Source organism: Sphingomonas sp. QA11, from assembly GCF_028473665.1.
GTDB classification, from domain to species: domain Bacteria; phylum Pseudomonadota; class Alphaproteobacteria; order Sphingomonadales; family Sphingomonadaceae; genus Sphingomonas; species Sphingomonas phytovorans.
Genome location: NZ_CP098774.1, coordinates 3,953,555 through 3,978,102 on the forward strand (window position 1 = coordinate 3,953,555; position 24,548 = coordinate 3,978,102).

Annotated in this window: 27 protein-coding genes; 10 read left to right on the plus strand and 17 right to left on the minus strand. The window is 60.3% G+C overall.

Annotated features, from left to right (window positions below):
• Window positions 1-63: 63 nt before the first annotated feature.
• From NDN01_RS18080 to NDN01_RS26005, 9 genes are all read right to left on the minus strand, one after another.
• Entirely contained in the window at window positions 64-516 is a 453-nt protein-coding gene (locus NDN01_RS18080) for a hypothetical protein (RefSeq protein WP_272623128.1), read from the minus strand.
• Window positions 517-582: 66 nt separating this feature from the next.
• The gene (locus tag NDN01_RS18085) at window positions 583-1,296 is read right to left on the minus strand and encodes an alpha/beta hydrolase family protein (protein ID WP_272623129.1); all 714 of its coding nucleotides are present in this window, start codon (window positions 1,294-1,296) and stop codon (window positions 583-585) included.
• Between the two features lie 268 nt (window positions 1,297-1,564).
• Window positions 1,565-2,014 carry a hypothetical protein gene (locus NDN01_RS18090; protein ID WP_272623130.1) on the minus strand — a complete coding sequence of 150 codons (450 nt, stop codon included), beginning with the start codon at window positions 2,012-2,014 and terminating at the stop codon, window positions 1,565-1,567.
• A 133-nt stretch (window positions 2,015-2,147) separates the two neighbouring features.
• Window positions 2,148-2,852 carry a hypothetical protein gene (locus NDN01_RS18095; RefSeq protein WP_272623131.1) on the minus strand — a complete coding sequence of 235 codons (705 nt, stop codon included), beginning with the start codon at window positions 2,850-2,852 and terminating at the stop codon, window positions 2,148-2,150.
• Between the two features lie 52 nt (window positions 2,853-2,904).
• Entirely contained in the window at window positions 2,905-5,046 is a 2,142-nt protein-coding gene (locus NDN01_RS18100) for a peptidase domain-containing ABC transporter (protein ID WP_272623132.1), read from the minus strand.
• Window positions 5,043-6,278 (minus strand): HlyD family secretion protein, encoded by a 1,236-nt coding sequence (locus tag NDN01_RS18105; protein ID WP_272623133.1) that lies wholly within the window; start codon window positions 6,276-6,278, stop codon window positions 5,043-5,045. Before NDN01_RS18105 ends, NDN01_RS18100 begins: the two co-directional genes overlap by 4 nt.
• A gap of 77 nt (window positions 6,279-6,355) precedes the next feature.
• Window positions 6,356-6,667 carry a winged helix-turn-helix domain-containing protein gene (locus NDN01_RS18110; protein ID WP_272623134.1) on the minus strand — a complete coding sequence of 104 codons (312 nt, stop codon included), beginning with the start codon at window positions 6,665-6,667 and terminating at the stop codon, window positions 6,356-6,358.
• Window positions 6,655-7,248 (minus strand): hypothetical protein, encoded by a 594-nt coding sequence (locus NDN01_RS18115; RefSeq protein WP_272623135.1) that lies wholly within the window; start codon window positions 7,246-7,248, stop codon window positions 6,655-6,657. Before NDN01_RS18115 ends, NDN01_RS18110 begins: the two co-directional genes overlap by 13 nt.
• Before the next feature lie 345 nt (window positions 7,249-7,593).
• A complete protein-coding gene (locus NDN01_RS26005) occupies window positions 7,594-7,710 on the minus strand; it encodes a hypothetical protein (RefSeq protein WP_443025138.1) in 117 nt (38 codons plus the stop codon).
• A 421-nt stretch (window positions 7,711-8,131) separates the two neighbouring features.
• Here NDN01_RS26005 and NDN01_RS18125 point away from each other — a divergent pair, with 421 nt between their 5' ends.
• The 6 genes from NDN01_RS18125 (at window position 8,132) to NDN01_RS18150 (ending at window position 11,750) form a co-directional block, all read left to right on the plus strand.
• Complete coding sequence (locus NDN01_RS18125) at window positions 8,132-8,704, plus strand: LuxR C-terminal-related transcriptional regulator (RefSeq protein ID WP_272628294.1); 573 nt, start codon at window positions 8,132-8,134, stop codon at window positions 8,702-8,704.
• Between the two features lie 464 nt (window positions 8,705-9,168).
• On the plus strand, window positions 9,169-9,513 hold the full coding sequence (locus NDN01_RS18130; RefSeq protein WP_272623137.1) for a hypothetical protein: 345 nt from the start codon (window positions 9,169-9,171) through the stop codon (window positions 9,511-9,513).
• Between the two features lie 52 nt (window positions 9,514-9,565).
• A complete protein-coding gene (locus NDN01_RS18135; RefSeq protein WP_272623138.1) occupies window positions 9,566-10,006 on the plus strand; it encodes a hypothetical protein in 441 nt (146 codons plus the stop codon).
• Window positions 9,949-10,578, plus strand: coding sequence for a JAB domain-containing protein (locus NDN01_RS18140; RefSeq protein WP_272623139.1), 630 nt, complete (start codon window positions 9,949-9,951; stop codon window positions 10,576-10,578). Before NDN01_RS18135 ends, NDN01_RS18140 begins: the two co-directional genes overlap by 58 nt.
• A 121-nt stretch (window positions 10,579-10,699) precedes the next feature.
• Window positions 10,700-11,356 (plus strand): AbrB/MazE/SpoVT family DNA-binding domain-containing protein, encoded by a 657-nt coding sequence (locus NDN01_RS18145; protein ID WP_272623140.1) that lies wholly within the window; start codon window positions 10,700-10,702, stop codon window positions 11,354-11,356.
• Window positions 11,349-11,750, plus strand: a complete 402-nt coding sequence (locus tag NDN01_RS18150; RefSeq protein WP_272623141.1) for a type II toxin-antitoxin system VapC family toxin — start codon at window positions 11,349-11,351, stop codon at window positions 11,748-11,750. Before NDN01_RS18145 ends, NDN01_RS18150 begins: the two co-directional genes overlap by 8 nt.
• Window positions 11,751-11,962: 212 nt before the next feature.
• Here NDN01_RS18150 and coaD read toward each other — a convergent pair whose 3' ends face one another.
• The gene (coaD, locus tag NDN01_RS18155; protein WP_272623142.1) at window positions 11,963-12,502 is read right to left on the minus strand and encodes a pantetheine-phosphate adenylyltransferase; all 540 of its coding nucleotides are present in this window, start codon (window positions 12,500-12,502) and stop codon (window positions 11,963-11,965) included.
• 187 nt (window positions 12,503-12,689) lie between these two features.
• Window positions 12,690-12,917, minus strand: coding sequence for a helix-turn-helix domain-containing protein (locus tag NDN01_RS18160; protein ID WP_272623143.1), 228 nt, complete (start codon window positions 12,915-12,917; stop codon window positions 12,690-12,692).
• A gap of 147 nt (window positions 12,918-13,064) precedes the next feature.
• Between NDN01_RS18160 and NDN01_RS18165 the strand changes: the two genes are divergently transcribed.
• From NDN01_RS18165 to NDN01_RS18180, 4 genes are all read left to right on the plus strand, one after another.
• Window positions 13,065-13,655, plus strand: a complete 591-nt coding sequence (locus NDN01_RS18165; protein ID WP_272623144.1) for an RNA polymerase sigma factor — start codon at window positions 13,065-13,067, stop codon at window positions 13,653-13,655.
• Window positions 13,652-14,746, plus strand: a complete 1,095-nt coding sequence (locus tag NDN01_RS18170) for a FecR family protein (RefSeq protein ID WP_272623145.1) — start codon at window positions 13,652-13,654, stop codon at window positions 14,744-14,746. Before NDN01_RS18165 ends, NDN01_RS18170 begins: the two co-directional genes overlap by 4 nt.
• A gap of 256 nt (window positions 14,747-15,002) precedes the next feature.
• Window positions 15,003-17,363 carry a TonB-dependent receptor plug domain-containing protein gene (locus NDN01_RS18175; protein WP_272623146.1) on the plus strand — a complete coding sequence of 787 codons (2,361 nt, stop codon included), beginning with the start codon at window positions 15,003-15,005 and terminating at the stop codon, window positions 17,361-17,363.
• 44 nt (window positions 17,364-17,407) lie between these two features.
• Window positions 17,408-19,516, plus strand: coding sequence for a prolyl oligopeptidase family serine peptidase (locus tag NDN01_RS18180; protein ID WP_272623147.1), 2,109 nt, complete (start codon window positions 17,408-17,410; stop codon window positions 19,514-19,516).
• Here the strand turns inward: NDN01_RS18180 and NDN01_RS18185 are convergent.
• From NDN01_RS18185 to NDN01_RS18210, 6 genes are all read right to left on the minus strand, one after another.
• Entirely contained in the window at window positions 19,489-21,144 is a 1,656-nt protein-coding gene (locus tag NDN01_RS18185) for an asparagine synthase-related protein (protein ID WP_272623148.1), read from the minus strand. The two genes, NDN01_RS18180 and NDN01_RS18185, sit on opposite strands and share 28 nt — an antisense overlap.
• 140 nt (window positions 21,145-21,284) lie before the next feature.
• Window positions 21,285-21,941 carry a lasso peptide biosynthesis B2 protein gene (locus NDN01_RS18190; RefSeq protein ID WP_272623149.1) on the minus strand — a complete coding sequence of 219 codons (657 nt, stop codon included), beginning with the start codon at window positions 21,939-21,941 and terminating at the stop codon, window positions 21,285-21,287.
• A 51-nt stretch (window positions 21,942-21,992) separates the two neighbouring features.
• The gene (locus NDN01_RS18195) at window positions 21,993-22,127 is read right to left on the minus strand and encodes a benenodin family lasso peptide (protein WP_272623150.1); all 135 of its coding nucleotides are present in this window, start codon (window positions 22,125-22,127) and stop codon (window positions 21,993-21,995) included.
• 453 nt (window positions 22,128-22,580) lie between these two features.
• Window positions 22,581-23,108 (minus strand): hypothetical protein, encoded by a 528-nt coding sequence (locus NDN01_RS18200; protein WP_272623151.1) that lies wholly within the window; start codon window positions 23,106-23,108, stop codon window positions 22,581-22,583.
• Window positions 23,109-23,167: 59 nt separating this feature from the next.
• The gene (locus NDN01_RS18205; protein WP_272623152.1) at window positions 23,168-23,638 is read right to left on the minus strand and encodes a lysozyme inhibitor LprI family protein; all 471 of its coding nucleotides are present in this window, start codon (window positions 23,636-23,638) and stop codon (window positions 23,168-23,170) included.
• Window positions 23,610-24,470, minus strand: coding sequence for a DUF1444 family protein (locus NDN01_RS18210; RefSeq protein WP_272623153.1), 861 nt, complete (start codon window positions 24,468-24,470; stop codon window positions 23,610-23,612). The genes NDN01_RS18205 and NDN01_RS18210 overlap by 29 nt, the downstream gene beginning before the upstream one ends.
• Between the last annotated feature and the right edge of the window lie 78 nt (window positions 24,471-24,548).

The following is a 24,548-nucleotide window of genomic DNA, read 5'->3' on the forward strand; positions in this document are numbered from 1 at the left end:
CGGATTAAAGCGTTTTGCCATTGAACTGATGGGTGGATACGCCCCATCAGTTCAATGGCTTGGTTACGGCTTTCTCCAAAAGCTCATCACAGATGAGACATTGATGCGATGTATCTTCTCGTCTGCGCCGAACTGGTAGAAGGTCGATCGGGTAACTGGGCGCGGATCGGCAATCATCGTAGCAGGTAAATTATCGCGTCGAACGCTGTCGAAGGTGTCGATAATGAGAAGAGTACCTAGGTCTCCTTTCCAGCCGGAAGAGTATCCCAATACATTGGGTTTGTGGGCGCAGCCTGATTGCATCGAGATCCATTTATCGACTCCCTGTCCAATCAGAACGCCGTTCTCCTCGACCGTCAGGTCAGACGCGAATAGATTGCGATACGCATCCGATTCCGGAGGTAACGACATGATGGTTTTGGTCGCAGCGCTCACATAGGGTGGCGGCGGGGGCAAGGGGCCGGCAGAGGCTGCGCTTGCGGCCGCGAATACGACAACGCCGATAAAGTTTTTCATTGATGTCTCCTCTGTATTGTCCGGCGTCGGACATTTGGCCGAGGTGGCGTACGTTACCGAAGTGGATCAAGGCGACTGTAGAATGGAATCCAAGTAGCGCTGAACTTCTCGTGTCCAGCTTGACGGATCCGCATCTGCCAACGTGCGGTGGCCATCATCGCGGAATGACGATAACAGCGCAAAAACAACTGGTGATGAAGATGCGGTGCTGTACGCCGAATGCATCGACTTGGCGAGCACCGGAGGAAAGTAGCGGTCATTCTCTGCGTATAGCCACAATTGCGGCAGTCGATTGTGCTTCCCGAAGACCGACATAGCATGGATCAGTTCGGACGATCCCTCGCATATGTGCCCCGTGCCGTTACTACCGCGGCCACCTGCAAAGCTGATGACGCCTATCACCCCTGGCGGCGGTTCGTCTGCCAGCGCTACGGCGCCGAACCCGCCAGCCGACTGCCCAACTATGATGATTCGATGTGGGTCGACGCCGGGAAGCTGCGCGGCGCTCTTGGCAATCGCCGTCTCGACCGCAGCGGTACGGCGACCACCCGCGATATAATCCAGGCGGTCACAAGGGCCGGCGCCTTCCAGATAAGCGCCTTCAGAGGCGCCAAAGCCAGGTCGGAGCACAACCAAGACGATGAAGCCCTTCGAAACGAACCACCGCGCCGCCTTACCGAAGCCAATCTTTCGGCCTGCAAGGTCTGACTTCTCAGAAGGTGTGCCGTGGTTGATAATGACCAACGGGAATGGTCCGGAGCCGAAAGGCGTATAGATCATAGCAGCGAGATTATAGACTTCCGATCCCATTCGGATAGGTAGAGTGATATGGTTTGCCTGCTCTGGCACACTCGTCACTTCGGATTGAGATATAAAAATGCCGACAGACGGTGGGGCCGCAGCCCTGCCATCCACACTACATAGAAATGACATAGATATCAAAGATAACGTCGTAATTTTCATCTAGAATCCGAGAAAGTTATAAACATCACGATGATGGCAGAGGCTAAAAATAGCCTCAGCCAGTTCTCATCAATGAAGCTAATCTCTATCTACCTCCAAATATCAGTTTATTTTTAGGATTTTCCTTGCCGTAGTAGAATAGATTTATAATGGATTTGCCGCCATCGAATATGTAAAATTTCGTATCTCTCTCTAATATCACTCGCCCATTGCCATCTGATTTAGCCTGTTGAAACTGGGCTCTAATGATATCTGGTTGCTTCGGATCGATAAAATAATGCCTATCGTAGTTGGAAAGGGGCTTGGCGCCATTCGGCAACATGAGTGTCTTTCCGATAGATTGCTCGATGACAGAAACCTGGGCTTCCGATGGTGTGGTGGCAGGCGCAGTCATGCTCATGGCAGAAACTCCAATTACCGCAGTTTGAAAGAGACTCATGGTGTGCTCCTCTGCATAGATATTACCAAACAAGATCCAATCTGTGCTTTCGACGATCGTATCGGCAACAATCGGATGAGGCGCTTCCGGTATCAATTTCTGGCTTCTGATACCGGAAACACTTGCGACGTCCTATTCAGCTCTACGCAAATTGTTCCCGCTTCAACGCTAGCAATCCAGATCAAAATCTTGAAGGCGGGGTCGCCGCTAGCTGAAGAAGAGATGTGACTCAGCCGTAATCCGGCTCGTCACCCTGGTAGCCACCGTCGCCACCGTCGCCGCCATCGCCGCCGTCGCCGCCGTCGCCGCCGTCGCCGCCGTCGCCGCCGTCACCGCCGTCACCGCCGTCACCGCCATCGCCGCCGTCACCGCTGCCGCCGTCCCCAGTTTGACCCGAGTCATATGGATCGTTTCCATTCCCATTGCCGGTATCATCGGCCGGCGTGTGAGAGTAGGTTGGATCATTGTTATTGACGTCGGTCCCGCTGTGATCTGCCCGGGTCGGTTCGCCCAGTTGGTCCGCTGCGGGATTCTCCAGCTGAGTGATGACGATTCGATCGCCGACTGTATCATACTGCGAATCGGCGGACGTATCATGCCCGTTCTGTTCGACATCATGGCCAACTTCATGCAAGAAGCCGAGCGCAGCACTCTGCACGTTTCCATTACCTAGATCCAGAGCCGAATCCGGGTCCCAATGTATCGTGCCGTCAGCAAGAGTTTCGTCATGCCCATCGTGAACAATAACGACCGTTGTTCCGATAGCTTCGTTGAGCGCTTGCGACGCAATTGAGGAATTTTGCAGATACTGCAAAGACAGGCTAAATTTGTTCATGTCCGCTGTCGAGGCACCAACTACGTTGAAATCATTGGTACTGACATACTTATCGGCGCCGGACACATAGTCGAGTTCAAGAATGCTCAAAGGACGCATTGTCACTCTCCAATCAAACTGGCCAAATTTCTATATTTTTAAATCATAAATTTTATGTACTCGGCATTTCTTTGTGAATCTCCTCTTGATAAAGTGAATTATGGGGACTGCGGCCGATCATTACGCATCGATCAGCAGTAGCGATAGTACTTGGGCGATGAGCCACAATTACACGAGCCATCCCCAAGCTCTTTATTGAAGCATTCACCTTCGCTTCCGTTGTGATGTCGAGATGAGCGGTGGCCTCGTCCATTACGAGAAGCTGAGGCCTACGGTACAGCGCGCGAGCAAGGAGCACGCGCTGCTTCTGGCCACCCGACAATGCCGAACCCATGTCGCCGACGAGGGACTCATATGCCATCGGCATCGCCATGATATCGTCATGGATGATCGCGAGACGTGCAACTTCCTCGACGCGCTCTTGGCTGATCTGAGGATCGAAGAAAGCGATATTCTCCGCGATCGAGCCGGCGAAGAGCGTGTCATCCTGCATCACCGAGCCGACCCCGTCACGATATGTCGCAAGGTCCGAGCCCGTGAGCGGTTTGCCGTTGACGAGGACTTCCCCCGAAATAGGCGATAGCAGACCGAGAAGAATTTTCAGAAGGGTTGTCTTTCCGCTACCTGATGCTCCAGTAATAGCTAAAGTTTCTGCCTCCTTGATGACGAGATTTGTGCCAGCGAGGATAAGTGGTTCTCCGGGTCCGTATGCAAAGCGAACATTGCGTAACTCAACTGTTCTTATTGCGCTCGATTGCGAAGTAAACGAAGCGGCAGGCTCTTTCGGAGTCAGCGCTATATCGCCGATGCGCCCGAGTTGGACATCAAGCATTCTATAGTCTGCGATCTTGCCGACGACATTGAGACTCGCCGAAAGGAACTGCTGCTTATAAGCGCCGAACGCGGTTATCATTCCAACGGTGAAGCCACCGGCGAGGTTGAGCCGGATCGCTATGTAGACAAACAGGATATTCTCGACCGCAATGACGGCAGTATTGGCGCTTGAGAAAACCGCCTGTAAACGAGCAATGCCTACGCTGGCATTGACGACGGAAGCACGGCGCGCCTGCCAAACCCGCAAACGATCCTGCTCCCGACCAAATAGGCGGATCGGAACGATGCCGCGGATCGTCTCGATAAGCACCGCTTGCTCACGCGCCTGCGCTTGAATGACGCTGACGTTACGCATCCTGAGCACGCCGAAGTACGCATAGCGGATGACGATGTAGAGCAGGAGCCCGGCCACGGTGACTCCCGTCAGCAGCGGCGAGTAGACCAGCATCAGGATCAACGTGACAATCGTCATGATTCCGTCGACTACAGCTTGGACCAATCCGTTTCCGAGCAGTTCGGTAATTGGTTGAGACGCATTGAAACGGGTCAGGACGTCGCCCACCGATCGCTTCTGGAACCAGCCCACGGGCAGTCGCACGAGATGCCGGAATAGATTGGAGACGATCCGGTAGCCGAGTTCGTTGGATAGCCCGACAATGGCCCAACTCCGCACGAAGCTGGTCACCTGCGAAAGAATGGCGAGAGTCCCAAAGCCGATTGCTAACGCGGTTAGAAAATCGAGGTCATGCGAGGGAATGACGCTGTCGAGTCCGATTTGAAGATAGAAAGGCGCGGCGAGTGAGAATAATTCGATGAGCAGCGACAACAGGAGGATGCGACCAAGTGCTCCTCCAAGGCCGGGCGCTCTACTCCACAACTGCCAAAGCGATAGCTTCGACCGCTCCCGTCGGGGTTTGAACGCGAGCGAAGGCGTCACGTCGATCACAACGCCGGTGAAGTGTGCCGACATCTCGGCTGCGCCTACGATCCGTTCGCCGCCGGCGGGATCGTTAATCGTGTAGCGTCGGCCCTCTCCTCGTCCGTGGATGCGGGTCAGAACGACGAAATGATTGAAGCTCCAGTGTAAAATCGCCGGAAGCACGATTTCATCGAGTTCGTCAGGTTCGCAGCGCAATGGTCGGGTATCAAGCTGAAGATTTTCTGCGATGCGGAGGAGCGTGGTGAGGGTCATGCCCTTGATGCTGACCCCGAAACGCGCCCTTAAAGCGAGTAGATCGACTTCGTGACCATAATGTGAAGCAATCATCGCCAAGCATGCGAGGCCGCATTCGGACGCTTCATCCTGATGGATCATCGGGGTGCGGCCTCGTCGCGCTAGCGCGAGCACCGCGTCGTTCATGACCGCTCCCTTATTGCCCGGATCGGCTCCAGCACCCAGTCGAGAAAAGAGCGCTTGTCGAGGATTACGTCCGCAGTGAGCGTCATCCCCGGTTCAAGCGGGAGTTCCTCACCGAACGCGTTGATCTTCTGATTATCAAGGGCGACGCCTACCTCGTAGACGGGCTCATCCAGTTTGACTGGCGTATCCACTTCGTTCGGTGCCAGCACCGAGTGAGAAATTCGTACGATATGACCGGTAAATGAGCCAAAGCGTTGATAGGGAAAGGCATCATACATCAACCGCACGGGCTGCCCGATCCGGGCCATGCCGATCGCGCGGGACGGCGCATAAAGCGTGGCCTGCATTGCGGCTCCTTGCGGCACGATCGCCAGGAGTGGCAGTCGGCCATCGGTACTGCGACCTGCCATTGCCTGAACGGCGGTCACACGACCGGAGATTGGCGCGGTGATAGTGAAGGAGCGCGCACCTTCAATATCGATTCGGTGTTGCACCAGGGTGTCGAGACTGTTGTGAAGATCGGCGATCTTGTTTGCGTGGTCGGAGGGTAGTTTAGCGAGGCTTGATTCTGCTTCGCTACGTCGTTCATCGATTTGAGCGATCTGTTGAACTAACGCTTGAAGTTGTGTCGCCGCAGCCAGCCATGTTTGCCGGCGCTGCTCGTATTGGGTGCGGCTTTCAAAGCCTTTATCGACCAGTGCCGTCATCGCATCGAATGATGTGCGCGTGGACGTCACCGCCTGTTTTTGGAGGTCGATCTGAGAGGACATCTGTGCGCGCTCCGCGCCGAGGTCTCGGATTTGGCGTGTCAGCCGAACGCGTTCCTTGTTCGCGCGGTCGTCCTCATAGCCGAGTTCGCGGTTGGTCAGTTGCGATTGCTCGGCTACCGAAAAAAGTCGCTGATCATCAGGGGAGGCGCCTCCCTCCAAGGCTTGCTCGGTACTAATCGTCGCGATCGGTTGTCCCTGTCGCACGATGTCGCCATCCTTCACGCCCAGCCACCTGAGTTGGCCAGGCTTGTCCGCATAGACTTTCGACAGCACGCCTTCGGGAGTCAGCGACCCCGTAACGGTCTCGGTTCGCGAATAGTGCCCCATGATCGCCCACGTCGCGATGAAAATCGTGATGGCGGTGAGCAGGCCGATAGTGACCGACAGCGGAAGCGAACGCGTCAGCGTAACTTCACCCTCAAGACGCTGCCGTCGATGATTCATTGCTTCGGGTCTGAACAACGGAGACGACATCGACAGGTAGCCTCCCGAATCAACGTTCTAGGATTGCTATTTCAGACCGGTTTGTTTTGCAAACTCTATTGAGAGAGCTGATCCAAAAGATTTCTCATCGCCGCAAGATATTCGGTAAAAGCCTGTTCTCCCGTCCGCGTCATGTTGATGGTGGTTCGCGTCTTGCGATCGACGAACGTCTTGTCCATTCGCACTAGACCAGCTGCTTCGAGCTTAGATAAGTGGCTGGAAAGGTTGCCCTTTGTGGTCCGGGTTACCTCGATGAGCGTCATGAAGTCCGCGCAGCCGGCGGTGCTGAGATAGGCAAGTACGCCCAAGCGGATACGACCGTGCACCGTCTCGTCGATCCGTTCGAGCGGCGCGCTTATGCTTTCCATTCTTCACGAAGCAAGAAGAGGCCGGGGACGATCTGTAGCACCGCAGCCGCGAGCGCCAGGATGAGTAAAAGAGCGTTTTCGCTGGCAGCTGAAAACAGGGCGAGAGCAACCATCATCCAGCCAATGCCGATATAGGAAAGCATCCTCCGGTTCGCGAGTTCCCCTGTAGCCATAGCTGCGACGGCAAGAATTAGCGCAGTCGCTGCTTCGGATTCGGATTGCAGACCTGCTCGATGAAGCTCCTCGCCAATGTTGAAGACGACGATCGCCGCGCCGGCCGCGACCCAGATGCGATGCAATGCGCGGGACCGCCAGGTAACTGCCCGCCCGTCAGAGCGAGAGAGCTGGATTGCAAACAGGCTGACAAGATAGGCAAGGAGTACCGGCACAATCCACGCAGCAATGGTATAAGTTGAGTGTTGCGATAAGTGTTCGGACAATGCGGCAACCATGATCGCCACCCCCCAGATGACCATGATGGGACCGGTGTTCACGATGCTCGAACGACCGCGATGAGCCATCTCGCTGAGTTCACTCAGTTGTTCGATCACGTCCGTCTTCAATCCGTCCTTATCGGTCATGCTTGCCCCGTGACGTTAAAAGATCACGCTTCCTATCATGCCGGATGCCCGCGTGACGATGGAGGTTCGTTCGGCCCGACATCACGGTCTTCCGACCATATGCGTTGAGAGCGCGCTCGCGTGTCGCCTGGAACCCATGCTGTCCGCGCTATCCTCCAGACTCAGCAGCATCAATACGCTTGCGGTAGCCGGAATCCGGCTCACGACGACTTATGGGTAATTGAAAGCTTCAGACCACGCTTACGGTTCAAGGGCCGCTTCTCGCAAACTGATCGAAGCGCCGCAGAGTGCGTTCGTCATCAGCGCGCATCACCCGTCCACCCAGATTCGGCACGCCTGCGCGTATCAGGAATTGTCGCGCCTGAAGCGGCCGGGCGGTGTGGCCGCGAAGCGTTTGAAGAAGCGGATCATATGCGCCTGATCGACATAGCCGCTCGCAATGTCGACCTCGACCAGCGACATCTTTGTCGTTTCAAGAAGGTGTTTTGCCCGCTCGTATCGCCATCTTGTGCGAGGACGAAGAAGGTGCGCGAGGCGACTGTCCATGTCCAGCGGCTTGCTCCCCGTCGCACCACAGGCTCAATATATTCATCTCGTCTATGTGCCGACATCCTTCGCCTCCGCTTTCGGCTCCCCTGGTTTGCGCGCGCGGATACCAAGCGCCATCGCATCGAGCGCGGTCGCCTTTGACCACAAGAAACCAGCCCGCTCGGTGTATTTCTGGGTTATCAGGCAATGCTTCCGCTGCTGGGCAAGCCCTCGCGCCCCGTGTGGTCGCGGGTAAGCCATTGCTATTATTTGGTTGCGATTCATGACGGATTGATGACAGTTTCATGTTGTATCGGGGCCGACATCTCGCGCGGCAGGGTCGAGCGAGTTGGCGGTGATTGCGAGCGTCGAGATGAATGACCGCGCTGGCCCATTGACCGTGGAGCATTGCGACTCCTGCTTCGCCGCCCTCAAGGAGCGTGATCGTGGTTGCCTGCGGCTGGTTGCCCGCAACTACAAGACCAAGGAAATTGCCCGGCAGCTCGGACTCTCCACGCACACGGTCAACAAGATCATCTTCGATATCCGCAGCAGTCTCGATGGCGAGTATCGGGGCTCGGTGGCACGCTTGTTCATTGAATGGGAGGCCCGGCAAGCGGATTTCTCCAAGGACCAACGCCTCCCGCCATCAGCCCCCACGCCGGGGGGCGTGGTACCGCCGGATCGCAACAGTGAAGACAGATCCGATGAACCACCGCCGGCGGGGCCCAGGCTCACCGAGCCGCAGCGAGCCTATGTCGTGTCGCGCATCTCCACACATATCCCGTTGCGCGTTGGCGGAAAGCAGGCGAATCATCTGCCCGCCAGGGAAACGCTCGTCACGATAGCGATCCTGGCCACAGCGGCGCTTGTGGCGCTGGGATCCGCCGTATCGCTGCTCACCGGTTTGAGCGGTCTGATTCACTGATCAGCCCGAGGATTCCCGGATGAGTCGACACACACCCGGGGGAGTATAACCAGTGCGCGATTACGCTGGCGGTACGCTCATCTCATGACAATGCATTGGATTTGTGGGTATATTTATAGACCCATTTGTTAGGCCTTCCCCAGTCCAACAATTGCGCCTCTGCTCTCCCCATCGATAACCACGCAGACGCACCGGGCATGCACAGGAGCGAATACACGGCAATAGGCCGGTCAAACGCCTCCCCTGTCCGCGCCCGGTTCGTCCCAGACGGGTGGGAGAGACTCCAATGACCTGAGTTCCGGGAAAGCCTTGATCGCCGCTGCGATCGCGACCGGCGCGGTTTTACCGATGTCGGGTCCATCATGCTGCTGCTCCGGGCCGGACGTGCCATTTGATCAGAGCAGCATCCTGTCATTGTCCAGCAAAAGGCCCGCTTTCTCATGAAAGTGGGAATGGGAAAAACTATGCGTGCTCAACGCCAAGCCATTGCCCGCACCGTTGCCGAGCGCCTCTTCGCAGCCGAGGAGGCCCTCGACGTGGCGGCAACTCGGATCGCCGAACTCAATGCCGCCCTGCCCCTCGCGCGATTGAACGTCGGCCTCTCGGCCGTCATCGGGCAGAACGCGCTCAACACTTCGGCTTCCGCCGTAAAGCTCATCGCCAAGACGCGCGAGAAAATCGTGGCGACGCATGCCAACCTCAAGCAAGCCAGTGACGATATCGGCCTCGCCGAGATCAGCTATGGCGACCTGATCAAGCCCAATAAAGGCGCGCTGGCACCGCATGCGCCGCACCTGCGCGCTGCTTGAAGCTTCCTCCGGAGCAGTTGACTAGCTCGACGGTTCTTGTTCCGGTAGCGTCATGACGAGACAGGTCGCGTTCCTGGTGCTGTTGGTTGCCAGCACCCTTTATGCGGAGTTGCGCGGCGGTCGCCCCGAGCAGATCGGGGCGGCCACCCTGTTCGCAGGCGCTTGGATCAGCACCCTCGTCGTGCACCCGCTTGGTCTGCGCTTCTTTCATGTCGAGACCGGCGTGCTTGTGACCGACGTGATGATACTGGGTGTTTTCCTATGGCTTTCCGTTCGAAGTACACGTTTCTGGCCACTCTGGATCGCCGCAATGCTGACCGCGGAAGTAGTCGTCCATATCGGCCTGATCATGGCACCGACGGTCCATTGGTGGGCCTATATGGATGCGACGGCCCTATGGGGCTGGTTGGCGCAACTGATGTTGATCGTCGCGACATGGCGAGCGAGCGCCCGGCGGACACAGCTGGGTGCCGACGCGCCCTGGAAGCCCTGATCGGGCTGACCCGCCCGGATCTGGCGCAGGATTTATCGGATCGATTGATCGCCCGCTTCGGGTCGTTCGGCGAAGTGATCTCCGCGCGTATCGAGGATCGGGCGCCGGTCTTCGATCGCCTGCCGGAGATCGAGCAGACGCTGCAATCCGTCCAGTTGGCGCTCAATCACATTTTGAGCGATCAGTTCGCGCGCCGCCCTGTGCTGTCCAGTGACCAGGCGGTTCTCGATTATCTTCGCTGCCACATGGCCTATGAACCGGTCGAGCGGTTTCGCGAGCTGTTTCTCAACGCGGCAAACGAGTTGCTGGCAGACGAGGTCATGGGTGTCGGCACCGTATCGGCTGTCCAGACCTATCCGCGCGAGATCCTGAAACGTTGTCTTGAGCTTGGCGCCACCGCGCTGCTGCTCGCGCACAACCACCCCTCCGGCAACCCCGCTCCCTCGAAGGCGGATCTCGATCTGACCCATCGCATCGCAAACGCGGCCCGCTGGTTCGACGTGGTCGTCCATGATCACCTCATCGTGGCAAGACATGGTTGGACCAGCTTCCGCAAGGCCGGGTATCTATGAGGTGGCCTTTAGATCGTGGTGCGCACAGGGCGCTCGCGGGCGGGGCTTCGTCGCCATGAACGCGTCTGGTGCCACGGAAGATTTCCCCACCTCGCTTCGCGCTGCCGCATGCCGGGGACTGATGCGTCTTGATGCCATGATGGAACGAGCCGTCGGCAAGGCGCTTTCGACGCGCCCCTATTGGGTCTTCCTGTTGGAGCTATATCTCGCGGACATCGAAGGCAGGACCATGTTTCAATCGTGCCTGGCGACCGAGGGAGCACCCGCGAACACGCATCGCCGCGCGGCAAAGCTCGCCGATATGGGCATATTGATCCGCGAACCCGATCCGGATGACCATCGCAGGGTGGATCTCAGATTGACGGCAGCGAGCAGGGCCATGCTTGAGCACGCGCTCAATGCGGCGGTCACGCTCTATCGCGCGATGGCGCATGAGATGCTCCCCGATTCTGACATCAACCAGAAGTTGATGGATCGCCCAAAGATATGGTACGAAAGCGTATTCGGTACCAAATACGAGGATCGTGCCATGGGCATCCTTCGCGGCAAAGTCATCGCTGGTGGGCGTATCGCCCTGCCCGCCGACGTACGCCGTTCGCTGGGGCTGCAGAATGGCGACACGGTGCTGTTCGAGATCGAGGGCGACGAGGTGCGTATTCGTCCCGCCCGTTCGGCGCTGAGGCGCGTGCAGGAACGACTGCGCGCCTTTGCGCCAGATGAGGGGCTGGTATCGGACGAACTGATCGCCGAGCGCCGGACGGAGGCCTCGCGTGACTGAGACATCGGCCGATCAGCCCTATGTTCTCGACGCGTCGGCTTTGCTCTGCCTGCTGTTCGGTGAACCGGGCGCCGACCGGGTCGAAGCACGTCTCACCCGGGCGTTGGTCTCAGCGGTGAACTACCACGAGGTGTTCGCCAAGCTCACCGATCGCGGGGTCGAACCCGGCGAAGCGAAGGCGATGCTGGCGGAACTCGATATCGACATCATTCCCGTCGACCACGATCAGGCCGATGCTGGAGGGGCGCTGCGCCCAACCACCCGTGCAGTGGGTCTGTCGCTTGGGGATCGCACCTGCCTGGCGCTGGCACAAACACGCAACGCCGTGGCCGTGACCGCCGATCAGGCGTGGAAAACGCTCGATATCGGCGTTGAAGTCGAGGTGGTTCGGTGATCGCTCAGTAATATCGACCGACGACGAACTGTACGCGGCAGCCGGTAATTACTCCGAACATAAGATCGCTTTTTCCAAATTTATCCTGTCCTAGTGGTCAAAATCTGACGCTTGATACCCATCGCGACGGAGGATCTAATGACCGGACTTGGGTGGTCAGGCAACCGTCGGTTTTGCGCGAGGACGACGCAAAAGCTGTCGTTTGTGCATAGCTATGCGCCGACGTCCATTTCATCCCGTTTGGCCCGAAAGGCGGCCTGCACCGCCGGCATAACTAGCCAACTGATATCTTCATCAATAGCCTCAAGCTCCTTGGCGGTGCTGGAGGATATATGCAGGAACTGTGCGTCGCAAATGAAGTGCACCATCGGTATCGACGAATCGAGCCGTTCGGCTAATCCGTGAAGATTGAATTCTTCGTTGAAGTTGGTTGCCTCACGAAGGCCTCTGACGAGGTGAGTGGCGCCAATTGTCCGCGCATATCTTATTAGACTTAGATTTGTGTATTCGCCGATCTCAAGAGTGTCATGGAACAGAGAATCAGCTTCTGGCCAAAGTTCAGCGACAGATTGCCTGATTAGGTTCAAGCTCTGATTGACGCTAAATTCTCTCTGCTTTTTGACGTTTGTGCCGATGGCGACATGAACGCTATCGAAGGTCACTAGGGCTTTCCGGATTATGTCCAAATGGCCCCGCGTGATCGGATCAAACGATCCCGCGTAGAGAGCCTTCGTTTGTTGCGCCTTCCGCATTCATGCTCCGCCCCATTGCTGCAAACTCATCCATATATGACTGCTTTTGGAGACCCAGCATAGGCAGCGGAATGACTGAGGATGGGGCGGCAAGCCGACGCCCCGCCAACGGGCACCAATTGTCAGATTTCGACCGCTAGGCGCGTTGCCATTTCGGCTTACGCTGGACACTCATCTATAACGAAGATCATCGGTTCTCGGCGCGATGGGATGTCTCGAGCAAAACTGCCGGCTCGACCTCCAACGCCTCCGCCAATCTTCCAAGAATTCGAACGGTCGGGTTTCTCGTCCCACGCTCGATGTCGCTTATGTAGCTGCGCTCGACACCCGCGGACAGAGCGAGCTCTTCCTGGGACAGGTCGCGTATCTCCCTATAATATCGTACATTTTTACCAAAGAGACGGACCACATCCATCTTCGAACATGGCAACAAGATCTCGGCATTGTCTGTATACCAAACGTGTCATTTTACATTGCCTTTAGTGCGGAGATCCGCGATTGAATGTCACGATTAGAACACAGTCGCGATATGCCGGGACTGTCTGCGGGAGATCATGCTCCGATGCCTCCATCGAACCATCCGCGTGACTACAATTTCGCGCATCCCCAAATTGACGACGCCAACCCCGATGGCCTTGAAACTTCGGACGATCGCGGCCGCTCCGCGCTGGAGAAAATGTATCGGAGTGAGGCAAGCGGCCTGTCGGCCTATTTCGGCCGTCGCCTCCGCGGCGACGACGAAGCCTCCGACTATGTCCAGGAGGTATTTGCGCGCCTCGCCCGTCATATGTCCCGGCATTCGATTCTCGATCCCCGGCACTATCTCCGGAGGATCGCCCGCAACCTGCTCTTCGAGCGGACGCGGCGCCTTCGGACACGCGCGTCGTGGCAGGCGCTGCCCATGGCTCCCGAGCATGAGCCCTGGGCCCAGCCCGATCAGTCTTTCCACATCGAGCTGGATGATGCGCTGAAAACCTATCGCAGGCTGCTGGACGAACTCCCCGCCACGACGCGACAAGTGTTTCTGCTTCATCGCGTCGATGAACTCACCTACAAGCAAATCGGGGAACGGCTGGGCATCAGCATCCCGACGGTGCAATATCATGTGGCGCGGGCACTCGCGCATCTCGACGCCGCGCTGGGGCAGGAATGAAGGAAGAGGGCGAACCAGAACCATCGCAGGGCCAGCTTCGCGATGAAGCGGCTGAGTGGTTCGCGATCATGCGCGGCCCGGAAGCCGAAGCGCGCTGCGATGAATTCAACCAGTGGCTCGCGCGGGGCGCGCTGCACAGGCGGGCGTACAATAGCGTCGCTGAGATCTTCAATTTCGGCAAGTTGCTCAAGGGCGCCCCCTCGACGTCGGCTGAGCAGACCAATCCCCGGGGTGGCCCTGCGTCTGATCGAAAGCCCTCCCGAGGCAAGCTCTTCCTCGGCCTGCTCGCGGCGAGCGGCGTCGGGCTTTCGTTGGTCGCCCTGACCACGCATCTGGGAGGCCGGGCGGGATCGCGCGTACCGGACGCCGTCGCCAGCGGCGGAACCGAGATACAATATGGTACCGGTGTCGGCGAAATCCGCGATTTCGCGCTGTCGGATGGGTCGCGACTTTCGCTGGATACGAACAGTCTGGTGCTCGCATCCTACACTGCGCGCGAGCGCGGGCTTCGCTTGATGAATGGACGCGCCCGTTTCTATGTCGCGCACGAGCGCCGCCCGTTTCTGGTGCGCGCCGACACGGCCGTCGTGACGGCCCATGGCACGATCTTCGACGTCGCCCTGCTGCCGGCGCGCCGGGTCGCGATTCATCTGGTCCAGGGCGCGGTCGATGTGCGGAGCCAGCCCGATTCCAGCCTCCGTCCGGCGGGCACCGCGCGCGTCCTGCCCGCGATATTCACCCGCATGGTCGCTGGCGAGCGACTGCTCGTCGATTCCGATGGCGCCACGCCGCGGCCCGGCGTTCCCATCGGTGACGAGAATTGGCCACAGGGTGTGGAGGCCTTCAACGACGTCCCGCTATCCCAATTGCTGGACGCCGCGAATCGCTACACCAGCAAGCCCATTTCGGTCGCGACGGCGGAAATTGGCGCGCTGCGCGTATCGGGAACCTTCCATCTGCGGGAGACCCAGCGGATCGCCGAGAATATTGCCGATCTTCTGGCGCTCGCCGTGACGTACGAGGATAGCGGTTATACGCTCAGCCGGCGCTGCGTGCCGAAAATCGGCATCCGCTGTCGACCGCCCTCATAATTCTTCCCGGCCCGGCATCCATCCTTCTGAAACCGCGCAGCGATGGCGCGGACCAGGAAGGGGAATGGACATGGGCTATCCGGCGAATTGGGGCTTCTTACTTGTAGCATCGGCGGTCGGCATCGTCGCGAGCAGCCCGGCCAGCTGTCAGACACCGGCAAGGCATGAACTCCATGTACCGCGCCAGGGGATGGCCGTTTCGCTCCTCGCGATTGGTCAACAAACCAACACCGAAATCCTGTTCCACCCCGGGGAGGTGGATCGCCTCATAGCCCCGGCGCTCGACGGCACCTATTCGGCGGAGGAAGCGGTGCGCACCGTGACGAACGGAACCGGTCTGCAGATAGAGACACGCGACAGCAGCATCCTCGTTCGGGATACGCGATCACCCCCACCCAACCCGCTCACGGACGACGTTGTCGTTACCGGGACACGCATCAAGGGGGCAAAATCCGCCTCGGAAACGATCACGATATCGCGGGACGCGATGATCAACAGCGGCCTCCATACCCTGTCGGATGTCGTCCAGACGATCCCGCAGAATTTTGGCGGGGGCCAGAATCCGGGGGTGGCGTTCAACGTCCCCACCAGCAGCGGCGAGAATATCGGCGGCGGCACGTCGATCAACCTGCGCGGGCTTGGCCAGGACGCGACCCTGACCCTCGTGAACGGCCAGCGCCTCGTCTATGGCGGCTACCGCCAGAGCGTCGACGTCGGATCCATCCCGCTGCTCGCCGTCGACCGGCTCGAGATTGTTCCGGACGGCACGTCGGCCATCTACGGCTCGGACGCGGTCGCCGGCGTCGCCAACATCATCCTCAGACCGGATTATAGCGGGGTCATCGTTTCCGCCCAGCTCGGCGCCGCCACGGAGGGTGGCGATCGACAGCAGCAATATGCCGTGCTCGCGGGCACGAAATGGTCGGGCGGCGGCATGCTCGCCGCCTATGAATTCGGGCGCAGCACCGCGATTGACGCCGCGCAACGATCCTATGCGGCGGTCCCGAACAAGGGGCTCACACTATATCCCTTCCTGAAGCACCATGATGCGCTGATCACCGTGCACCACGAGGTCGCGGCAGGACTCGAAGCCAAGATCGACGCGTTCTACAATTGGCGCGCCGACGACCGCGGCTATGCGATCTCGTCAGCCCCGACCTCGCCATCCTACCGGATCAAGAGCCATTCGTGGATGGCGGCCATATCGCCCTCGCTGCAATGGGCGTTGCGTCCCGGCTGGACGGTCAATCTGGTCGGCACTTATGGTGTCGACCGCAGCTATTACGGCAACGACCTGACCAGCGCCGGTGTCACGGCCGCCACGCTGCGCGCGTGCTTTTGCAATGCATCGATGTCCGCGGAGTTGAATGCGCAAGGCGCCCTCGCATCCCTACCCGCCGGTGACCTGAAGATCGCACTCGGCGGCGGGGCCCGGAAGAACGATTTCCATGCCTACCGGTCGATCGGCCAGGCGCAGAATATCCAGGTCTCCCAATCGTCGTCCTACCTCTACGCCGAAGCCGAAATGCCGCTCGCCGCACCCGGGCAGAACATCGCGCTCGTCGATCACGCGTCGATCACGGCGGCGCTGCGTTATGAGCGTTACCCGGGGGTGGACAGCGTCGCGACGCCGAAGCTCGGCGCGATCTACGCCCCAAGCCGCGATATCGAGTTCAAGGCGACCTGGGGGAAATCCTTCAAGGCGCCGACCCTTTTCCAGCGGTACAGCGATCAGGGAGTCCTCGTCACGCCGGCCGCGAGCCGTGGCGGAGTCGGATTTCCCGCGACCGCGACGGTCCTCTATCTTTACGGCGGACAGCCCGACCTCAAGGCGGAACGCGCAACCACCTGGTCGGCGTCGATGGCGGTCTCGCCCCGCCCGATCCCCGGGCTGCGGCTGGAGATTAGCTATTTCCGCGTCAATTTCATCGACCGGGTCGTCGCGCCGATCAGCATCCCGGCCCAGTCCCTGTCAAATCCCGCCTATGCGGGCCTCAACACGCTCAATCCCGGCAACGCCCAGATCGCGGACGCGCTCGCCGGGCGCCTTTTCTACAGCTACGTTCCGGGCGCCTTCGATCCTTCCGCCGTTGTTGCGATCATCGACAATCGCAACCGCAATGTCGCGGCGCAGCATGTTCAGGGGCTCGACGTCAGTGCCGTCTACAAAATCGCCCTTGGGCGCTCGACGTCGCTGACCCTGTCGGGCAATGGGAGCTACCTCGACAGCAGCCAGGAGGTCCTTGCCGGAACGGCCAGGACCCAACTCGCCGGCACCTATTTCAATCCGCCCCATTTTCGCGGGCGGGCCGGCGCGCAATGGAGCGACGGCGCGGTGAACGTCTCCGGGTTCGTCAACTATATCGGCGGAAGTGAAGATACGAGATATCCGCCAGCTGTTCATATCGGCAGCATGGCGACGCTCGATCTCGCCGCCCGTTATCAGATCCGTGCCGGACGTCTGGGCGGGCTGGAACTCAATCTGTCGGTCTTCAATCTCTTCGACCGATATCCGCCGCAGAGCAGATCAGGCTATATTTTCGAGCCGACATATGATTCGACCAATTATTCGCCCGTTGGCCGCTTCATCTCGTTCGGGGTGATGAAGAAATGGTGACGGCCGCCCTGCTGACGCGCTTGGGGCAGCGAACGCGTCTGGGCATGCACTCTCGCAGGGCGCTCGCCGCTGCGCTGCTGTGCGTCGGACAATGGGGTTCGTGTGCGGGACTCCAGGATCACCAGGCCGACCCGGCACTGCCGACCGTCAGCGACCTGATCGAGGTGCGCACACTGGGCGACCTTGCGCTTTCCCCGGACGAACAACAGGTGGCGTACCGGCTGATCGAACCCTCGATTGCCGACGATAGGATCACCGCCCAATGGTATAGGGTGCCGCTGTCCGGCGGCACCCCAATGGCGCTCGGCCGACCCTCCTCGCCCGACTTCGTCCCGCTCTACGACCTGGTCGAAGATAGCGCAGCGCTCTGGGCAGCTGACTCCCGGTCGATCCTCGCACGGCAAACCTTCGGCGGCGCCGTCCAGATACATCAACTCGGCCTTGACGGCGCCGACCGCCAGATCACCGATGACAGCGCGGATGTCGCGGCGTTCGACATCGATCCCATCTCGGGAGACCTGACCTATGCCGTTCGAAACAGCCGGGAGCAGATTGCCCGCGATCAGCGCGAGGAGGAAACCAAGGGCATACGCATCGATCAGAGCGTTTCGACCGAGGGCCTTCGGCTCTCCCGCAACTATCAAATCGGCGATCGATGGACGACGATTCGCTGGGTCAAACCTGGATTTGCCGGGGAGGCCTTCGCTGGACCGGAGCGTGAAGAGCGGGCGCATCCGAGCCAGCACGTCGCCCGATCGGCGCCGTCTCCGTTTCTCCTCGATACCAGCATCGCAGCCGATCTCACGCGCAGCCTCCCTTTCCACAGGAACGGAATCTCGGTCAGCCTGCGCATGCTCCGGCCGGCCGGCCGCTTCTTCGCCGGCGATATCATGCAGATTGTCGCCCATCTGCCCGACGGCTCGGTCACCAAGTGCGACCTCGCCATCTGCCAGGGGAACCAGGGTAGCCTCAAGGCTGTGGCGGTCGCGCCTGATCGCGGTGACGTGCTGATCATCCGCGAGGATGATTATGCCGCCCGATCGAAGATCTATGCCTGGAATCCGCTGAACGGCAAAAGCAGGCTGGTGCTCGATCCGCGCGGCTCGCTCGATGGGGGGGCCTCCTACACCGGCCGATCATGCCTTGGATCGGCGCGCGGACTGATCTGCGCCTTTTCCGCTGCGACCATCGCGCCCCGGCTCGTCCTCATCTCGACCAGGACCGGGAAGATGACGACGCTCGTGAAACCCAATCGCGATTTTGCCTATCGGGCCGTCAGCACGGTCGACTATCTCGCGTGGCGGGACAAATCTGGCCAGCGCTCCACCGGCGTTCTCGCGCTTCCCAAGCGTCGCAAAGGGCCAGTGCCGCTGGTCATCACCACCTATCGCTGCCGTGGCCTCTTGCGCGGGAGCCAATCGACCTTGGCCCCCGAATACCCGCTCGTCGCGGGCGGTTTCGCCGCGCTGTGCGTCAACAACAACAATGCGAACGCGCTCGCGCCCGAGGTCGAGCACGGCACCGAGCCCCTTCTCGCCCATCGCGCCACGCTTGAATCCTATCGGGCGATCATCGAGCAGCTCGCCGCACGGAAGATCATCGATCCGACGCGGGTCGGCATCGCCGGCCACAGCTACAGCGCGAATGTCGTTGCCTATGGGGTCAGCCATTCGGACCTGTTCGCCGCGGCCGTCATCGGCGGCGGGATCACGATCGACCCTCTGACCTATGTCCTGTCCCAGCCAACCGTACCCTCCTGGCGGTCCACCGTTCTCGATTTTCTGGCGCTTCCCGCACCCGACCGGGATCCGCACGGCCAATGGAGCAAATATGCGCCATCCGCGTCGGCGGGTACGATCCGCGCGCCGCTCCTGATCGAATCCCCGGAGAGCGAGTATCTCGATTCACTCCAGCTCTTCGCCGCAGTTCAGCATGCCGGCGGGACAAGTGACATGTTCGTTTTCCCCAGCCAGGCGCACATGGCCGGCCGCTCGCCCGCCCAGCAATATTGGCGTGCCTTACGTGCCGTCGATTGGTTCCGATTCTGGCTCGGCGGCGATCGCGACAATGCCCTCGGGCTCCACGATGATCTCACCCACTGGGACACACTGCGGCGGGCAAGGGATCAGGCGGCGGGCAGCGCGACAGGGTAGCCCTCCGGCGCACCCAAGGACCGCAACGCCCCGCCCACCGACCAGGCACGAACCCACGCCTCGACATCGACAATTTGCAGCATGCGCAATGTGTCGTTGGCGTTCCACGGCGGACTCGTGCCGAACCATGTCTCGATCGCGGGACGATCGAGGACGCCCTGCGCGGCAAGGGCGCCACCCAGTATCATATCGCGGATCGTCCCCTGGTTATGCTCGAACAAGGTGAGCGCGAAACTCGTCGGGGTTCCTTTCCCGCGCCGTCGTACGATGTCGCGCGGCAGGTCGTTCGCGAACGCATCCCGCGCGGCCGATCGATTGATCCCGCCCGCGCACCATTCCCAGGTCGGTATCTTCAGGCAGAGTTCGACCAGCGGCTGCGACATCAGCGGTGAGATCACCGGGCGCTCCCGCTCCCGATCGAACCCCTCGAGATGATTCTCGATGCCGAGAAGCCAGGCGATATGCATCGCCTTCCCGGGCAGAAGATCGTCGGGGCCGTGCAACCAGGGATGATCGACACCGGCAACATCGCGGGGCGCGGGAACGAGGAACCGTTCGGTTCCCTTCAGACGATAGGATCGGTCGCGCCGGAACGCTTTTCGAAGACCGGCGGAAAACGCGGTGAACATGCTGACTTCGGTCTGACGGGCGACGTCAAGGCTGGCCTTGATCGCGTGGCGATAGGCGCCGCACAAAAGGGCATCGGCGATCGGCGCCGCGGAATTGATGAGGCAGAACACGTTGTCGCCGCCGCCGCCGTTCATGAACGCGCTCGCCCCGTCCCGTTCCGCAACCTCCCGAAATTTGAGGTCGGCCGACTGCGCGAAACTCCGGGCAATGGGTCTTGGCAAATGGGCAGCGCTCGACCGCATGACATCGACGTCGCCATGGCGCTCGAAGGCTTCATGCAACGGGATATCCAGGTGCTTGGCCAGGACGCGCGCATAGACGCGCTCATCGCCTGCGGCGTCGTTGGTCGCCATCGTCAGACACGAAAAATTCGCCCTCGAGAGTTTGAGGCACGCGGCGACGATCGAGGAGTCGAGGCCGCCCGAAACGCCAAGAACGACATGCTGCTGTCCCCGCGCCCAGGCCCCCACGCAATCGAACGTGGTTTGCCGCAGCATCTCGATCGCCTCATGCCGCCGCCAGATGATCCGGTCTCGAGCGGCAGCCCGCCACGGTGTCCAGGCCGATTCGATCTGATTGCCGTCGCCGTTACGCCACAGGCGTTGACCGGCGAGCAGTTCCGTGACGCCGGCCAGCCCGGTTCTCGCCGGGCGCAGGTTGCTGCGCGCCAGATGGCCCCGCACGAAGCCCCAATCGATCTGCGGGGTCGTCCGGGCGCGCGCGTGGATCAGCGCCGGGTGGGAAGCGACGATGGTTTCGCGGCCGGCCTGCATGAAATAGACTGGCCGGCCGGGCGAGGGATCGCGCGCCACCGACCAGCGCTCGCCGCCTCGGTCGATGATCACGGCACACCACGAACCCCAGAAACCGTTCATCAGCCATGCCACGAGATCCGCCGCTTCGAGGTTCGTCCCGCCCGCCAGATCGGCTTCGCTCGCATCCCGGGCATCGCTCCGCCGAAACAGCGAGCCGATGATGGCGCCCCGTCTTTCCGGCAAGAGGATGCATGGGAGATCGGAGCCGACAAAGACCTCCAAATCCCCGCGATCAAACACACGGGGCATATCCGCCGGTGCATGTTGATCGCGCGAGGGCGGCGCCGGGTCATGTCTGGTGGCGATGAGAAAGCGGCCGTGCATTACACGACTCGTATCGGGGTGAACTGGCGGACATTTTCGATCGTGTCGTTCAGCACGACGTCGTCCAGCTGGACCCAGCAATGCGCCGCAAACGGCCGTGCCATGACAGCGAAGACCAGCGATGGCGACGCCCCGACGCGCACCATGTAGCGCATCAGGGCAATTGACCGCGGCAGACATTGGTCGAGCGTCCCGACCACATATCCGGCCGTACGGAAGCTATGGGCGATGGCGTGCAGTTCGGCGCCGGATAGTTTTCGCGCCGGTGCTTGCCTGGCCCGCAAATCCCGCAAGATGGCGGAGAGCGAGCGAAACCGCAGCCTTGTGCGGGCCGCCAGCAGCTCAAGAATCAATCCGGGCAAACGCGTTCCATCCAGGGAAGGATCGACACCATCCAGGGCACTTACGCGCGCCCGGATCGCGTTGCACGGTGCTATCTCACCGACGTCGGACTCGACGAGAAACCCGCTCTCGATGAATCTCAAGAGCAAGGCTTCATCGGCGGTCGATCCTACCGCGTCAGTCGCCTCAAGGGTCGAGATTAACCGCTCCGCGCCTTGGCCCAGCCGGAAATATCGATCGGCGTCGATGTCCAGAAAGATCGCCTGATCGCCACTCCAGCAATAGGACAGGCCGGTTCGCAGACGATACGGCACCGCGCGCTCCCGGGAAAAGCGGCGCGCGACCGAAGTCGCGCGCCGTAAAGGTCAGTCGTCGGAGAGACCGAGCGCGCCGAAATTGCCCTGCTGATCGATCTGCAGAACGGCAGGCGGTCCCTTGGTCTCCCCGGTCGCCGTCCCGAGATCCACCAGCTCGATGTCCGATTGGTCTTCGCGATTCATAACAACCTCCATTGACACTGCGGGAAATGCAGCAACGCCATTCTAGGAGAGGACCCTCACACCCAGTGATCTAATAACGTCTCTACACCGAGATGATTGCTGGTTCAGGGGCGAACAGACGAAGTGTGCAGTGTTCCCTGCAACCATAAGACACTTGTATTCCTGCCACTTTATGCAATGCTTAATCTGGAGATAGTCTTGTCCATGCGACGAATTCTCCCGGGATGGTACACCCATAGCTTCCCAAATCGGTCGCGATCCAGACCGCAAGGCAGCACTGACCGAAGCTCGCGAAACTCATCGACGAGGTTCGGCACCACCATCGCCTCCCCTCGCCGAATAGCGTGGAGGCGGTCCTTGGCGGTGAGCAGCGCATGGCCCTGTTCGCCGTCTGCATCGCGGCAACTATCATCTTCCGGATCAATCAATGAGTCCTGATCTTAGCCGAGACGGCTAATCGACGCTTGGTGATGCACCGACAGCAGACGCATGAGCGCCGCGCGTATAGTTTTCGTCGATCCATTGCGATCGAGCGTCGTTCAATAGATCGGCGAGCGGACCGGGGCGCATGGAGAAAAAGGCTGGGATGGCGAAAGTGCCTGACCTGTCCGGATACGCGACGTCGAACACAATGGCCTCGCCACTGCGGATATGTGCCACTCGGAAGCTGGAAACGGTTTGCCACGGCCAGGATCGATGGATCCCCAGAATGCTGTAGTGCAGACCGGCCGGCTCCAGCATCAGCTTCGGAGGCCGCACGACCTGAAGAATGCCGAACAGAAATACGAACAGGCCGACCCCACCCAGCGGCAGGCCAACGAAACGGAAATGCTCCCGGGTCGCGAAAGCCATGCCCGCGATCATCACGACGGCGCCAGCGATCGCGAACGATATCTCCGTAACTCGACGGCGGCGCAACACGAACGGCGGACGACCAAGCAGTATGGCGTTCATTCGGCTCCTAGGTACGTCCGTGGTCATCGTTGTAGGGCTCGGCATGAGACACGATCTCCGGCAACGGAACGGCGTGTCGAGAGCTCTTACTCAACCGCCATTGCCCGCACGTAGCGCTCCAGCAGACGCGCGCGATCGCCGACGATGACGACCGCATCGTCGCTTTCCAGCGGTACAAACATCGTGCCCTGCCGCGTCGCGTAGATCGCCTCGCGCGCGCCGGCCTCGGCATTCCGATAGGCCAGCCATGCACGCTGGGCGTCGCGCAGCTTGCGGGCGGCATCCGGCGGGAGTTTCCGAAGAAGGGCGGCGTATGCGACGTTCATCCGCCGATCATAGTCCCCGGCGGCGCGCGTCTCGCAGGCCGTCTGATCTCCGGTGGATGCATGGGCCGGATCGGCCAGACAGTGATCTAGCGCCGCAGCGGTCGCGTCCCTCCGGCCATTCTCGGCCAGGGCGGGGTGGGCAGCCCATGACAGTGCCGCCACGAGGATGGCGTGGCGTGCATGACCCATGCGGCATTGCGGCTCAGCGCGCATCGGCGACCGAGAAGCCATCGTCCGATGTCCACTGATACAGGTGCCGGGAAAGCGAATAGGCCGAGACACTGGCAATCTCCGCGGCGACGGCCGCGAGCGACTCTCGCCCGTCGCGATCCTCGGCGGCGCACAGCATGACCTCATCGCGCGCCGGCATGGCAATGCAGATCGGTCCTTCAAGCGCCAGTCCGCCTCGCCACTGCGGCAGGATCAGCAGCATCGACGCGTCGTAATTGCGATCCAGTCGCGCGGCGTAGCGCCCATCGCTGCCCTCGATCTTCAATGCGGGGAGCATGGCGGTCAGATTGGCGATGGCGCGCTCATGAAGAGCCGCTTCGTCCAGGCCCATCGCCGAAAGCGTCTTTCGGGTGATGTACTCCATGGTGTCGCCCGTATCGATCGCGTAGGCGACGACCATATCGCCGCAGAACGGGCTCGTGATGAACGAGGCATCGGCGGCATCGAGCCTTGCGCCATCCATCTGGCGCTTGGCGGAGCCGGCCCATGCCGCCGGCTTCATTACCGGGAATATCCTGGCGGGATCCGTCGTCTCGCCGAGATCGTCGTTGAACCGAGCCTCTTCCAGTTGCGCCGCCATCAGGGCGTCGATCCCGGCTTCGCCGTTCCGATAGCGCGCATACCAGTTCCCGAAATACTGGGTCGCCCGGGTGCCTTTCGGCATCGTCCAGATCACCCAGGATTCGGTCGCACTGGCACCGACATGGACTTCGACGGTATTGGCGGGACAGTGCCTCTCGATGAGGGCGGCATAGCGGCGGACGTAGTCCGGATAGGTCAGCATCCGGTCCTGTGGTGGAGGAGAGCCGAACAGCTTCTTGAGCAATGACATCAGCGGACTTTCAAAGGGGCGATCGAACGATGCGTAACCTGTGTCGGAAACGAAAAGGAAGGCTGAATGATCCGAGGC

Bases quoted from the DNA above. Each gene is read 5' to 3' on its own strand.
- NDN01_RS18080 (WP_272623128.1), bottom strand. From the start codon at position 516: ATGAAAAACTTTATCGGCGTTGTCGTATTCGCGGCCGCAAGCGCAGCC.
- NDN01_RS18085 (WP_272623129.1), bottom strand. From the start codon at position 1,296: ATGATCTATACGCCTTTCGGCTCCGGACCATTCCCGTTGGTCATTATC.
- NDN01_RS18095 (WP_272623131.1), bottom strand. From the start codon at position 2,852: ATGCGTCCTTTGAGCATTCTTGAACTCGACTATGTGTCCGGCGCCGAT.
- NDN01_RS18100 (WP_272623132.1), bottom strand. From the start codon at position 5,046: ATGAACGACGCGGTGCTCGCGCTAGCGCGACGAGGCCGCACCCCGATG.
- NDN01_RS18110 (WP_272623134.1), bottom strand. From the start codon at position 6,667: ATGGAAAGCATAAGCGCGCCGCTCGAACGGATCGACGAGACGGTGCAC.
- NDN01_RS18115 (WP_272623135.1), bottom strand. From the start codon at position 7,248: ATGACCGATAAGGACGGATTGAAGACGGACGTGATCGAACAACTGAGT.
- NDN01_RS26005 (WP_443025138.1), bottom strand. From the start codon at position 7,710: ATGTCGCTGGTCGAGGTCGACATTGCGAGCGGCTATGTCGATCAGGCG.
- NDN01_RS18130 (WP_272623137.1), top strand. From the start codon at position 9,169: ATGCGTGCTCAACGCCAAGCCATTGCCCGCACCGTTGCCGAGCGCCTC.
- NDN01_RS18135 (WP_272623138.1), top strand. From the start codon at position 9,566: ATGACGAGACAGGTCGCGTTCCTGGTGCTGTTGGTTGCCAGCACCCTT.
- NDN01_RS18140 (WP_272623139.1), top strand. From the start codon at position 9,949: ATGGCGAGCGAGCGCCCGGCGGACACAGCTGGGTGCCGACGCGCCCTG.
- NDN01_RS18145 (WP_272623140.1), top strand. From the start codon at position 10,700: ATGCGTCTTGATGCCATGATGGAACGAGCCGTCGGCAAGGCGCTTTCG.
- coaD (WP_272623142.1), bottom strand. From the start codon at position 12,502: ATGCGGAAGGCGCAACAAACGAAGGCTCTCTACGCGGGATCGTTTGAT.
- NDN01_RS18160 (WP_272623143.1), bottom strand. From the start codon at position 12,917: ATGGATGTGGTCCGTCTCTTTGGTAAAAATGTACGATATTATAGGGAG.
- NDN01_RS18165 (WP_272623144.1), top strand. From the start codon at position 13,065: ATGCCTCCATCGAACCATCCGCGTGACTACAATTTCGCGCATCCCCAA.
- NDN01_RS18170 (WP_272623145.1), top strand. From the start codon at position 13,652: ATGAAGGAAGAGGGCGAACCAGAACCATCGCAGGGCCAGCTTCGCGAT.
- NDN01_RS18180 (WP_272623147.1), top strand. From the start codon at position 17,408: ATGCACTCTCGCAGGGCGCTCGCCGCTGCGCTGCTGTGCGTCGGACAA.
- NDN01_RS18195 (WP_272623150.1), bottom strand. From the start codon at position 22,127: ATGAATCGCGAAGACCAATCGGACATCGAGCTGGTGGATCTCGGGACG.
- NDN01_RS18200 (WP_272623151.1), bottom strand. From the start codon at position 23,108: ATGACCACGGACGTACCTAGGAGCCGAATGAACGCCATACTGCTTGGT.
- NDN01_RS18205 (WP_272623152.1), bottom strand. From the start codon at position 23,638: ATGGCTTCTCGGTCGCCGATGCGCGCTGAGCCGCAATGCCGCATGGGT.
- NDN01_RS18210 (WP_272623153.1), bottom strand. From the start codon at position 24,470: ATGTCATTGCTCAAGAAGCTGTTCGGCTCTCCTCCACCACAGGACCGG.